Origin of the sequence: Enterococcus sp. AZ078, assembly GCF_051714985.1 — a bacterium.
Taxonomy (GTDB): Bacteria; Bacillota; Bacilli; order Lactobacillales; family Enterococcaceae; genus Enterococcus_B; species Enterococcus_B hirae.
On the sequence record NZ_JBIOSW010000001.1, the window covers coordinates 1435073 to 1448023 of the forward strand.

Annotated in this window: 11 protein-coding genes; all 11 read left to right on the plus strand. The window is 40.9% G+C overall.

The genetic code is table 11. The features are described from left to right. Positions 1-8 precede the first annotated feature (8 nt). The 11 genes from IGJ18_RS06720 to IGJ18_RS06770 all read left to right on the plus strand — a co-directional run bounded on the left by IGJ18_RS06720 (position 9) and on the right by IGJ18_RS06770 (position 12734). Positions 9-935 carry an aspartate carbamoyltransferase catalytic subunit gene (locus IGJ18_RS06720; RefSeq protein ID WP_010719215.1) on the plus strand — a complete coding sequence of 309 codons (927 nt, stop codon included), beginning with the start codon at positions 9-11 and terminating at the stop codon, positions 933-935. Positions 936-953: 18 nt separating this feature from the next. Further along, entirely contained in the window at positions 954-2234 is a 1281-nt protein-coding gene (locus IGJ18_RS06725; protein WP_438843054.1) for a dihydroorotase, read from the plus strand. A 5-nt stretch (positions 2235-2239) separates the two neighbouring features. Then, positions 2240-3316, plus strand: coding sequence for a carbamoyl phosphate synthase small subunit (locus IGJ18_RS06730; protein ID WP_438843055.1), 1077 nt, complete (start codon positions 2240-2242; stop codon positions 3314-3316). Between the two features lie 2 nt (positions 3317-3318). Then, a complete protein-coding gene (gene carB, locus IGJ18_RS06735; RefSeq protein WP_438843056.1) occupies positions 3319-6504 on the plus strand; it encodes a carbamoyl-phosphate synthase large subunit in 3186 nt (1061 codons plus the stop codon). 178 nt (positions 6505-6682) lie between these two features. Continuing rightward, the gene (locus IGJ18_RS06740; RefSeq protein ID WP_438843057.1) at positions 6683-7459 is read left to right on the plus strand and encodes a dihydroorotate dehydrogenase electron transfer subunit; all 777 of its coding nucleotides are present in this window, start codon (positions 6683-6685) and stop codon (positions 7457-7459) included. Then, the gene (locus tag IGJ18_RS06745) at positions 7456-8385 is read left to right on the plus strand and encodes a dihydroorotate dehydrogenase (protein ID WP_034697879.1); all 930 of its coding nucleotides are present in this window, start codon (positions 7456-7458) and stop codon (positions 8383-8385) included. The genes IGJ18_RS06740 and IGJ18_RS06745 overlap by 4 nt, the downstream gene beginning before the upstream one ends. Further along, positions 8382-9098, plus strand: a complete 717-nt coding sequence (gene pyrF, locus IGJ18_RS06750; RefSeq protein ID WP_160231745.1) for an orotidine-5'-phosphate decarboxylase — start codon at positions 8382-8384, stop codon at positions 9096-9098. Before IGJ18_RS06745 ends, pyrF begins: the two co-directional genes overlap by 4 nt. Continuing rightward, complete coding sequence (gene pyrE, locus IGJ18_RS06755; protein ID WP_164445105.1) at positions 9080-9730, plus strand: orotate phosphoribosyltransferase; 651 nt, start codon at positions 9080-9082, stop codon at positions 9728-9730. The genes pyrF and pyrE overlap by 19 nt, the downstream gene beginning before the upstream one ends. Before the next feature lie 721 nt (positions 9731-10451). After that, the gene (locus IGJ18_RS06760) at positions 10452-11093 is read left to right on the plus strand and encodes a YfbR-like 5'-deoxynucleotidase (RefSeq protein WP_010719207.1); all 642 of its coding nucleotides are present in this window, start codon (positions 10452-10454) and stop codon (positions 11091-11093) included. Between the two features lie 31 nt (positions 11094-11124). After that, positions 11125-11829, plus strand: a complete 705-nt coding sequence (locus IGJ18_RS06765; RefSeq protein ID WP_010719206.1) for a carbonic anhydrase family protein — start codon at positions 11125-11127, stop codon at positions 11827-11829. After that, positions 11826-12734 (plus strand): LysR family transcriptional regulator, encoded by a 909-nt coding sequence (locus IGJ18_RS06770; RefSeq protein ID WP_010737543.1) that lies wholly within the window; start codon positions 11826-11828, stop codon positions 12732-12734. The genes IGJ18_RS06765 and IGJ18_RS06770 overlap by 4 nt, the downstream gene beginning before the upstream one ends. Positions 12735-12951 lie beyond the last annotated feature (217 nt).

The following is a 12951-nucleotide window of genomic DNA, read 5'->3' on the forward strand; positions in this document are numbered from 1 at the left end:
GAACTATCATGATCATCAAATCAGAACGCATTAGTTTAAAACATTTATTGACAGTGGAAGCTTTAACGGATCAAGAAGTCATGGGCTTGATCCGACGAGGTCAAGAGTTTAAACAAGGAGCAAACTGGACACCACAAAAACCGCAATACTTTGCGACGAATCTGTTTTTTGAAAATAGTACTCGTACGCATAAGAGCTTCGATGTAGCCGAAAAGAAACTAGGCTTAGAAGTGATTGAATTTGAAGCGAGTACGAGTTCTGTACAAAAAGGGGAAACCCTTTATGATACGGTCTTGACGATGTCTGCGCTCGGTGTGGATGTTGCAGTAATCCGCCATGGAGATGAAAATTACTATGATGAATTAATCCAAAGTAAAACGATCCAATGCTCGATTATCAATGGTGGTGACGGAAGTGGCCAACATCCAACACAATGCTTACTTGATTTGATGACGATCTACGAAGAATTTGGTTACTTTGAGGGATTGAAAGTAGCAATCGTTGGGGATATCACACACTCACGAGTAGCAAAATCAAACATGCAAATGCTGAAACGATTAGGAGCACAAGTTTTCTTTTCAGGTCCACGTGAATGGTACGATGAAGAATTTGAAGTCTATGGGCACTACCTGCCATTAGATGAATTATTAGAACAAGTGGATGTCATGATGATGCTTCGCGTACAACATGAACGTCATGATGGGAAAGAAAGTTTTTCAAAAGAAGCCTATCACCAAGAGTATGGATTAACAGTCGAACGTGCGAAGAAATTACAAAAGCATGCGATCATCATGCACCCAGCTCCAGTCAATCGTGATGTCGAATTAGCTGACTCCCTTGTGGAAGGACTACAATCACGAATCGTACAGCAAATGAGCAATGGCGTCTTTGTTAGAATGGCGATCTTAGAAGCAGTACTAAACGGAAAAGCGTAAAGCTAGGAGGAAGAAAAGATGAAAACACTCATTAAAAACGGTCAAATCAATACACGAAAGAATGAAACAACACCTGCAGAAATTTGGATCGAAAACGGAAAAATCAAAGCAATCGGCGAAGGATTTTCCGAGGCTGAATTTGATGAAGTGTTTGATGCCAAAGGACAACTGATCACACCTGGTTTAGTGGACGTCCATGTCCATTTAAGAGAGCCAGGATTTACATACAAGGAGACGATTGCAGCTGGTACTAAAGCAGCAGCAAGAGGCGGCTTTACAACTGTTTGTGCCATGCCTAATCTGAACCCTGTACCTGATACCCCGGAAAAATTAAAACAGGTCTATGACTTGATCAAACGAGATGCAGTGGTCAAAGTCTTGCAATATGCACCGATCACTGAAAATCTTCGAAGTGAAGTCTTAGTAGATCAAGAAGCGATGATTAAAGCAGGCGCATTTGCATTTACGAATGATGGCGTGGGTGTTCAGACCGCAGGAACAATGTATCAAGCCATGAAAGAAGCAGCAAAAAATAACAAAGCACTGGTAGCACATACGGAAGATGAATCGTTACTATTCGGTGGTGTGATGCATGCTGGTGATAAAGCAAAAGAACTAGGTTTGCCAGGAATTTTAAGTGTAACTGAATCCTCACAAATCGCACGGGATCTCCTTTTAGCTGAAACAACAGGTGTGCACTATCACGTCTGTCACGTTTCTACCAAGGAAAGCGTGCGGGTCATTCGTGATGCCAAAAAAGCGGGTATCCACGTTACAGCAGAGGTTTCTCCCCATCATTTGATCTTGATTGATGAAGATATCCCCGAAGACTTCGGCTTTTGGAAAATGAATCCCCCATTAAGAGGAAAGGAAGATCGAGAAGCGTTGATCGAAGGACTTCTTGATGGAACGATTGATTGTATTGCGACTGACCACGCGCCACACGGATTAGAAGAAAAAAGCAAAAGTTTCTTAGAATCACCATTTGGGATCGTAGGAAGTGAGACAGCTTTCCAACTGATTTATACGCACTTTGTTGAAACCAATCGTTTCACACTCGAACAAGTGATCAACTGGATGGCTACCAAGCCAGCGGAAATCTTTCAGTTAGAGGCTGGGACATTGACAGTTGGGGCACCAGCTGACGTAGCTGTTTTTGATATTGAACACTCAAGTACAATCGATAAGAAAGATTTCTTATCAAAAGGCGAAAACACACCTTTTGTTGGATGGAACGTCAAGGGCGAAACATTAGGAACATTCGTTGATGGAAAATTGGCGTGGCACAAAGGGGAGTGAAGCAAATGGAACGATTATTGATTTTAGAAGATGGGACAGTTTTTAAAGGAAAAGCATTTGGAGCGAATAATAATGTGTTTGGCGAGATCGTGTTTACTACCAGCATGACAGGCTATCAAGAAACGATCACAGACCAAAGTTTCAATGGGCAAATCATTACCTTTACGTATCCGATGGTGGGAAATTACGGTGTCAACCGTGATGATTATGAATCCATCGCACCAACTTGCAAGGGCGTAGTCGTCAAAGAACATGCGAGAGTGGCTTCTAATTGGCGGAGTCAAATGACATTGGACGAGTTTTTGAAACGAAAAGATATCCCTGGAATTTCAGGGATCGATACTCGGGCATTGACACGAAAAATTCGTCAAGTTGGAACGATGAAAGCGAGTATCGTGGATGCTGGTGATTCCTTTGAACATGCTTTTGATCAATTGAAAGCGACCGTTTTAGCTACAAACCAAGTGCAACAAGTCTCAACGAGTAAACCATATCCAAGTCCTGGAACTGGAAAAAATGTGGCTGTCATTGATTTTGGTTTGAAACATAGTATTTTGCGTGAACTAAGTAAAAGAAACTGCAATTTAACCGTATTACCCTATAATACGGATGCAAAAACAATTCTCTCCTTAGCACCGGATGGCGTCATGCTGACGAATGGACCAGGAGATCCAAAAGACGTACCAGAAGCTATTGAAATGATTCGAGAAATCCAAGGGAAAATACCAATTTTCGGGATCTGTTTAGGGCATCAATTGTTTGCCTTAGCTAATGGTGCGGATACCTATAAAATGAAATTTGGTCATCGTGGCTTGAATCATCCTGTCCGAGAAATCGCGACTGGAAGGATCGATTTTACTTCTCAAAATCACGGCTATGCTGTGGATGAAAAAACAGTTGATCCAGATCAGTTGCTGATCACCCATGTAGAAGTAAATGATGGGACTGTGGAAGGAATTAGACATCGTCATTATCCAGCGTTTAGCGTCCAATTCCATCCTGATGCAGCTCCCGGTCCACATGATGCGCTTCATTTATTTGATGAATTTATGGAAATGATGGATGCAGGAGAGGAGAAATAAACATGCCAAAACGTACAGATATCAAAAAAATTATGGTGATTGGATCAGGTCCGATCATCATTGGTCAAGCGGCGGAATTTGACTATGCCGGAACCCAAGCTTGTCTTGCTTTGAAAGAAGAAGGATATGAGGTCGTTTTAGTAAATTCCAATCCCGCAACGATCATGACTGATCAAGAAATTGCCGATCAAGTGTATATCGAACCGATCACACTAGAATTTGTTTCAAGGATCTTGCGAAAAGAACGTCCTGATGCTTTGTTACCGACATTAGGCGGACAAACAGGCTTGAACATGGCAATGGAACTAGCAGAATCTGGTATTTTAGATGAACTAGGCATTGAGCTGTTAGGGACAAAATTATCTGCTATCGATCAAGCAGAGGATCGTGATTTATTTAAAAAGTTGATGGAAGAACTGAATCAACCAATCCCCGAATCTGAAATCGTCACAACTGTTGAAGAAGCAGTCGAATTTGCTAATAAAATTGGCTATCCAATCATCGTTCGTCCCGCTTTCACATTAGGTGGAACGGGTGGTGGAATGTGTAAAAATGAAGAAGAACTTCGAGTGATCGCAGAAAATGGTCTGAGCCTTTCTCCAGTGACCCAATGTTTGATCGAACGCAGTATTGCAGGATTCAAAGAAATTGAATACGAAGTTATGCGTGACTCGGCTGATAATGCCATTGTTGTTTGTAACATGGAAAATTTTGACCCAGTGGGTATCCACACAGGCGATTCGATCGTCTTCGCCCCAAGTCAGACCCTTTCAGATCATGAATACCAGCTGTTGCGTGATGCATCATTAGCGATTATTCGTGCATTGAAAATCGAAGGCGGCTGCAATGTCCAACTTGCACTTGATCCACATAGCTTCAATTATTATGTGATCGAAGTTAACCCACGTGTTTCACGCTCTTCTGCTTTAGCAAGTAAAGCAACTGGTTACCCGATTGCAAAATTGGCAGCTAAGATCGCATTAGGTTTGACGCTTGATGAAATGAAGAATCCAGTAACGGGAACGACTTATGCAGAATTTGAACCAGCTTTGGACTACGTCGTTGCTAAGATCCCTCGTTGGCCATTCGATAAATTTGAGAATGGGGAACGAGTTTTAGGAACTCAAATGAAAGCAACTGGCGAAGTAATGGCGATTGGTCGTAATATTGAAGAATCCCTATTAAAAGCCGTTCGCTCTTTAGAAATCGGGACACACCATTTGGAACTACCGGAATTAAACATGATCGATGATAGTGAATTGATCGAAAAAGTCGTCCGTGCCCAAGACGATCGCTTATTCTATGTCGCAGAGGCGATCCGCCGTGGCTATCCAATTGAAGAACTGGCGGAGTTGACAAAGATCGATTTGTTCTTTTTAGACAAGTTGCTCCATATCGTTGAACTAGAAACTGAACTGTTGGAACACCCGCAAGATGAAAACGTCTTACGTACTGTGAAACAAAACGGGTTTACAGATCAAAAGATTGCTGAACTGTGGAAAACTGAAGCAAAGCAAATCAGAGAGCTGCGTGAAAAATCCGACATCAAACCCGTATACAAAATGGTCGATACGTGTGCGGCTGAATTTGCTTCACAGACTCCTTATTTCTATAGCTCGTACGAAGTTGAAAATGAAAGTGAACGATCTGGAAAAGATTCTGTCCTTGTCTTAGGCTCTGGACCTATTCGAATCGGTCAAGGGGTCGAGTTTGACTATGCGACAGTCCATTCAGTAAAAGCGATCCAACAAGCAGGTTATGAAGCCATTATCATGAATAGCAATCCCGAGACAGTTTCAACCGATTTCTCGATCTCTGATAAACTGTACTTTGAACCACTGACTTTTGAAGATGTGATGAATGTCATTGAACTTGAACAACCGATTGGGGTAATCGTCCAGTTTGGTGGTCAGACAGCTATCAATTTAGCGGAGCCATTAGTTCAAGCGGGCGTCAAAATTTTAGGTACTACAATTGAAGATCTAGATCGAGCTGAAAACCGTGATTTATTTGAACAAGCCTTAAGAAGCCTGGAAGTACCTCAACCACTAGGTGATACTGCAACTAGTAAAGAAGAAGCAGTAGGGATCGCTTCAAAAATCGGTTATCCGGTTCTTGTCAGACCAAGTTATGTCTTGGGCGGTCGAGCAATGGAAATCGTTGAAAATCAACAAGATTTGGAAGATTATATGGAACATGCAGTGAAAGCTTCCCCAGAACATCCTGTTTTGATTGACCGTTATTTGCTTGGAAGTGAATGTGAAGTAGATGCCATTTGTGATGGGGAAACAGTTCTAATCCCTGGGATTATGGAACACATTGAACGTGCAGGGGTCCATTCGGGGGATTCCATGGCTGTTTATCCGCCACAAGCACTCTCAGCAGAGATCAAACAAACCATTGAAGACTATACGATTCGCTTAGCTCGTGGTTTAAACTGTATCGGTATGATGAATATCCAATTCGTGATCCACGACAATCAAGTTTACGTGATCGAAGTCAATCCTCGTGCAAGTCGAACGGTTCCGTTTTTAAGTAAAGTTACAGGAATACCGATGGCTCAAATCGCCACAAAAGCGATCTTAGGTGAAAAGTTAAGTGACTTAGGCTTTATGAATGGCTTATATCCAGAATCAAACGCTGTCCATGTGAAAGCTCCTGTGTTCTCGTTTACTAAATTGCAACAAGTGGATACCTACTTAGGTCCTGAAATGAAATCTACTGGAGAAGTCATGGGCTCTGATCAAAACTTAGATAAAGCATTATACAAAGCGTTTGAAGCATCAGGCCTACGCCTGCCAGATTATGGTGCCGTCTTGTTCACGATCGCTGATGAAACTAAAGAAGAAGCGTTAGCGCTAGCTAAACGTTTTTCAGAAATTGGTTACAGCCTTTTAGCTACCAAGCATACGGCAGCTTATTTTGAAAAAAATGGGCTGATCGTCACGCCTGTTGCTAAAATCTCTGAAAAAGCAACGGAGAAAAATGTTGTTGAGTTGATTCGAGAAGGAAAAGCACAGGTTGTTGTTAATACCATCGATAAAGATCGAGGAAATGCCTCGAAAGACGGATTTATCATTCGCCGAGAAGCAGTTGAACATGGTATTCCTTTATTTACTTCATTAGATACAGCGGATGCGATCATTCGGGTAATGGAGTCTCGAGCTTTTTCGACACAAGCGATTTGATCAGCATGTTCTAAAGTGACAGTTCCTATAACGATTAAGTAATAGTTAAAATAGCTTGTAGGCACCTAAACAGAGATAAAAGTGATCATTTTCGTTCGCCTTGTTACTGACATTGGCTGAAAGGATCACTTTTGTCGAGATGTTTGGCAATGAAAAAATCCCAAAGAGGAGAGCAGATATGAAGCAAGAAGTCATGACAATCATTCAACAAACACAACTAGCACCACGTATTTATGAATTGACTTTAAAAGGAGAATTGGTCAAAGAAATGTTAATACCTGGGCAGTTTTTGCATATTCGAGTACCTAGAGCAGATTTGCTTTTACGCCGCCCCATCAGTATCCATTCGATTGATCAACAAAACCACACTTGCCAGATCATCTATCGAATCGAAGGTGAAGGAACGAAAGAATTTTCTACGTTGAAAGCTGGCGATTCTTTAGACGTTTTAGGTCCATTAGGCAATGGCTTTGATCTATCTGGGTTGTCCGCAGGAGAGGAAGTGTTCATCGTAGGGGGAGGAATTGGTATCCCACCTTTATATGAATTAGCCAAACAACTGAATATGCGGGGCGTAAAAGTCACCAATTTTTTAGGATTTGCATCAAAAGAAGTCATGTACCATGAAGCAAAGTTTCATGAATTAGGTGAAACTAGAGTAGCGACGGATGATGGTACCTATGGGATCCATGGAAACGTCGGGAATCTGCTAATGAGTACTCATAAGCAACCAAAAGCTGTCTTTGCTTGTGGTGCAAATGGTCTCTTAAAAACAGTCGAACAACTTTTTGCGGATCACCCAAATGTCCAATTGTCCTTAGAATCACGAATGGCTTGCGGTGTCGGTGCTTGTTATGCGTGCGTTTGTCATCGACCGGATGATGAAACTGGAACAAAAAGTGTCAAGGTGTGTGACGAAGGGCCAATTTTTAAAGTAGGAGAGGTTGTCTTATGAGTAATCCCTTAGCAGTTAAGCTCCCAGGTTTGGAATTGAAAAATCCGATCATGCCAGCCAGTGGATGCTTTGGATTTGGAAAAGAATATGGGAAATATTACGATTTGAATCAATTAGGGTCGATTATGGTCAAGGCGACAACGCCGCATGCAAGGTTTGGTAATCCCACCCCACGTGTGGCGGAAACACCCTCCGGTATGTTGAATGCGATCGGATTGCAAAATCCCGGTCTGGAAGTTGTCATGAATGAACTGTTACCAGAATTAGCTGTCTATCCAGATTTACCTATCATTGCGAATGTCGCTGGTGCCTGTGAAGAAGACTATGTCGAGGTTTGTCGTAAAATTGGAGAAGCGCCGAATGTCAAAGCGATCGAGTTGAATATTTCTTGCCCGAATGTCAAACATGGCGGCATTGCCTTTGGGACAGACCCAGACGTTGCCTTTCAATTGACACAAGCTGTCAAAAAGGTTGCAAGTGTACCAGTTTATGTGAAACTTTCCCCTAATGTGACGGATATCGTACCTATCGCACAAGCAATCGAAAGCGGTGGGGCAGATGGCTTTACGATGATCAATACACTACTTGGTATGCGGATTGATCTGAAAACACGTCAACCTATTTTAGCCAACCAGACAGGCGGTCTTTCTGGTCCTGCGATCAAACCAGTGGCGATTCGTTTGATCCATCAAGTCGCCGCTGTTTCCGAGTTACCGATCATTGGTATGGGCGGTGTCCAAACTGTTGACGATGTCTTAGAGATGTTCATGGCAGGAGCCAGTGCCGTGGCAGTAGGAACAGCTAATTTTACGGATCCGTACATTTGTCCGAAACTGATTGAAGAACTACCCGTACGAATGGCAGAATTAGGGATCGAATCCCTCCAACAACTAATCAAAGAAGTAAGAGAGGAACGAATGAAATGAACCAACGACCAATTATTGCTTTAGACTTTTCGACGTGGCAAGAAGTGGAACAATTTATGCAACTATTCCCTGAAGAGGAAAAATTATTTGTAAAAATCGGAATGGAATTATTTTATCAGGAAGGACCGATTATTGTTCGTTGGTTGAAAGATGCCGGACATGAAGTATTTTTAGACTTGAAACTTCATGATATCCCTAATACGGTGGAAAAAGCCATGCGTGGGTTAGCAAAACTAGGCGTGGATATCACTTGTGTCCATGCAGCTGGCGGAATCAAAATGATGCAAGCGGCACTACGTGGGCTAGAAGAAGGAACGCCTGTTGGCAAAAAACGCCCATTGTTGTTAGCGATCACTCAGCTTACTTCAACGAGTGAAGCGGATATGCATCATGATCAATTGATCCAAGTTCCCTTAGAAGAAAGTGTGATCCATTATGCGAAATGTGCCGAAGCTGCTGGACTGGATGGCGTTGTTTCTTCTGCCTTAGAAGTGAGTGGCATCAAAGCAGCCACCCGTCAAGATTTCATTTGTCTTTCTCCGGGTATCAGACCAGAAGGAAGCGTCGCAGGTGATCAAACGAGGATCGTCACGCCTGCCCAAGCTCGAGGAATTGGTTCAACGTTTATCGTGGTTGGACGACCAATCACTCAAGCGAAAGATCCCTACCAAGCCTACCAAACAATCAAAGAAGAATGGAGTCGATCAATTTGAATACGATTGAAAAGAACATTGCCAAAGATTTGTTAGCTATTGAAGCGGTTTTCTTAAGCCCAAATGAACCATTCACGTGGGCAAGTGGACTAAAAAGCCCGATTTATTGTGACAACCGCATCACGATGAGTTATCCAAAAGTCAGAAAAGCAATTGCTCAAGGGTTAGCAGAAAAAATCAAGCAAGCATTCCCTGACGTGGAAGTCATTGCTGGTACAGCAACAGCAGGAATCCCTCACGCTGCATGGGTGGCAGAAATCTTGGACTTGCCTATGGTTTATATCCGTAGTAAAGCGAAAGATCACGGTAAAGGCAATCAAATCGAAGGACGGATTTTTGAAGGTCAAAAAATGGTTGTGATCGAAGATTTGATCTCGACAGGCCAAAGCGTTTTAGAAGCAACGGAAGCAGCCAAAAGAGAAGGCGCTAATGTATTAGGCGTAGCAGCGATCTTTACGTATGAACTACCAGCAGGTGAAGAAAATTTTGCCAAAGCAGAGTTACCACTATTTACTCTCACGAATTATTCTGTCTTGATCGAAACAGCGTTAGCCGAAAAATATATTGATGAAGCGGAATTAGCCTTGTTAAAAGAATGGAAAAAGAATCCAGCGGACTGGTTAAAACAGTAACGAAGGATACGAAGATGGAATAAAAACAAAAGACTCAAAAAAGGGCTTTCGTTGAACAAAATCCATGGTATACTAGGATCAAACAAAACAACTGAATGAAACAAAGGAAGCATCCAAGACGAAAGTTTTGCTATGGACGAGTAGCGCGATTACGGAATTTCGTAAGAAAAAAATTTCTGCGAGGTTTTAGAGCTATGTTGTTTTGAATGCTTCCAAAACTTCTTCAAAACTATCTTTGATAGGCTTTGAGTTTTAGAACTATGTTGTTTTGAATGCTTCCAAAACTAGCTTTTAAAAGTGCAGGTTATATGCGTTGTTTTAGAGCTATGTTGTTTTGAATGCTTCCAAAACTGATTTATTGAAAGGTAAGATTCCAAGCTTGTTTTAGAGCAATGTTGTTTTGAATGCTTCCAAAACGTGGCAGTCCTAGTGCAAGACTTGATGAGAGTTTTAGAGCAATGTTGTTTTGAATGTTTCTGAACTAATAGTTGCTGTGCTTCGCTTGTCGTTTTTAAGGCGAGGAGCTTACACAGAGCTGGTTTTGATTTTATGATTATTTTGATGGAAACTAGAGTTGTTTTTCTGGTTTCTATTTTTTTATAGTAAAATTGCGTGATTCTCAGTAAAAAGATTAATTTTTCGTTGATTTACAAACGGGATGTTTGCGAAAGATAGTTATTTAATGATAAAATCATCGGAAAAGTAAAGGGGAGGCTATTTTATGGGGTTGAATGAATTTATTTTAGGTTTGAATAATTTGGAAAAAATTACACGAGCGCCAGGGTTCTTTAAATTTACTGAACATACGGTAGCCGCTCATTCTTATCGAGTGGCTTCGATTGCTCAAGTCTTAGGTGACATTGAAGAGGTTCATGGTCAAGCGATCGATTGGAAATTACTTTATGAAAAAGCGTTAAATCACGATTACACAGAACGTTTTATCGGGGATATCAAAACACCGGTCAAGTATGCAAATAAAGAGTTACGGGGAATGTTACAAACAGTTGAAGAAAAGATGACGGATGAGTTCATCAACCAAGAGATTCCGGAAGAGTTTCAAGAAGTATACCGCCGGCGATTGTTTGAAGGAAAAGATGACACAGTGGAAGGTGAGTTATTAGCAATCTCTGATAAAGTCGATCTATTGTATGAATCATTTGAAGAGATCATCAAGAACAATCCAGAAAAAGTATATAAAGAGATGTTTATTGAAGCGGTAACTACGATCAAAGGGTTTGAGCATCGTCCTTCTGTCAAGTATTTCTTCAACGAGATTTTCCCTGAATTACTGAATCAAGAATTTTATGGGAAAGAAGACTTTTTAGCGACTGTTTCCACGATCGTTAAAAATAGTCAACAATAGAAAATTTTGCAAAGATGCAGGAGGAATAAAAGTGAAAAAGAATATGGATGTTGAATGGGGATATACGGGAGAAAGAGGACCAGAACATTGGGCTGAATTATGCGACTGGTTTGCTAAAGGTGCGGCGTTTGAATTGCAGTCGCCCATTCCATTGACCACTTGTGAACCAGCGAAGGATCAATCAGATACCATTGCTTTTCATTATCAGAAGCAACGGTTTACAGATAAAGAATTTAAAAATACGATCCACTTGGTTCCTTATGATCAGCTTAGTTATGTCGAATTTAAAGGTCAGAAATATTATCTCACAGATATCCATTTTCATATGCCTTCTGAACATCTGATCAATGGGAATCAAGAAGATATCGAGTTCCACTTTGTTCATATGAATGCCAAAAAAGAAAATTTAGTTGTTGGTGTGATGTTTCAGCTAACGACGGATGAAGGTTGGTTGTATGATCGAAACAATGGCGATAGTTGGGATGTAGAAAAACATGAACATTGGACCAATCCATTGGTGCTTTTTCCTGAACAAAAAAGCCATTACCATTATGTCGGCTCTTTAACTACGCCACCAACGAGTGGACCAATCCAATGGTTTGTCATGGACCAAGTCCAAAAACTAAATAAAGATTTCTTGATTCCTTTCAAAGGTCAGTATGCACAACCAAACAACCGTCCGCTCCAACCGTTGAAAAATCGTCCAATCAGTTATTTTGTGAGGGATCATCAGTGAACTTCCAACAATTAAAATATGTAATTGCTGTAGCGAACAATGGGAGTTTCAGAGAAGCAGCAAAAAAACTCTATGTCGCACAACCAAGTCTTTCCGCAGGAATCAAAGAATTAGAAACCGAGTTAGGGATCACGCTGTTCACTCGAACGAATCGAGGGGCGTATCTGACCGAGGAAGGACAAGAGTTTTTAAAAAGAGCGGAACGGATTCTCTTACAGTTAGAGTCTTTAGAAAATTATTATTTGACGAATGAGAAGCGTGAAAGCTTTTCAATTGCTTCGCAACATTATGATTTCTTAGGTCCTTTAACAGCAAAGTTGATCTCTTCTTTCAAAAGTGAGATCAAACAGTTTCGAATCGTTGAAACAACGACTGCTAATGTGATTGAAGAAGTGAAGGATCAGCATAGTGAGATTGGGATTCTTTATATGAATGAACACAATCAAGCAGGGATCAAGCGCTACTTAGAGCAAGGGGAGCTAGTTGCCCATTCATTAGGAGAATTTCAAACGCATATTTTTTTACGTCAGGGGCATCCGCTTAGTGAAAAGAAAGAAATCTTTAAAGAAGAATTACTTCCTTATCCGCAAGTGAGATTTACACAAGATGGCAATAATTTTCCTTATTTTTATGAAGACTTGATTGAAAGTCCTGATCAAGAAACGGTTATCTATACGAGTGATCGGGGAACATTGATGAATATCGTATTAGAAACAGATGCTTATGCTTCAGGTTCTGGGCTGGTCATTGGTGAGATCAAAGAGTATTTACGTTTGATTCCGTTGGCAAATAGTCCCCAAAATGAATTGTACGTGATTTATTCAGCTAAGCGCCAATTAAGCGAAATTGCACAAAAATTCATGGAAAGTCTAACCGTTTTACTGAGTCAGATCAAAACAAATTGAAAATGCTCTTTGTCAATAAGGGCTGATGAGTGGTGTAAAATCAAATCTGGGTCAGAATGAACCTCATTCTGTCTCAGATTTTTTTTGTGTTTTGAAAGACAATGAGACAAAATAAATACCAAATAATATTTTTTTCTTCACATTATTTAAGTTTCCTTAAAAGGTGTTAGATAGCACTTTCAACAAAAAAACGTTTTCTTATTCTGATATATTATAT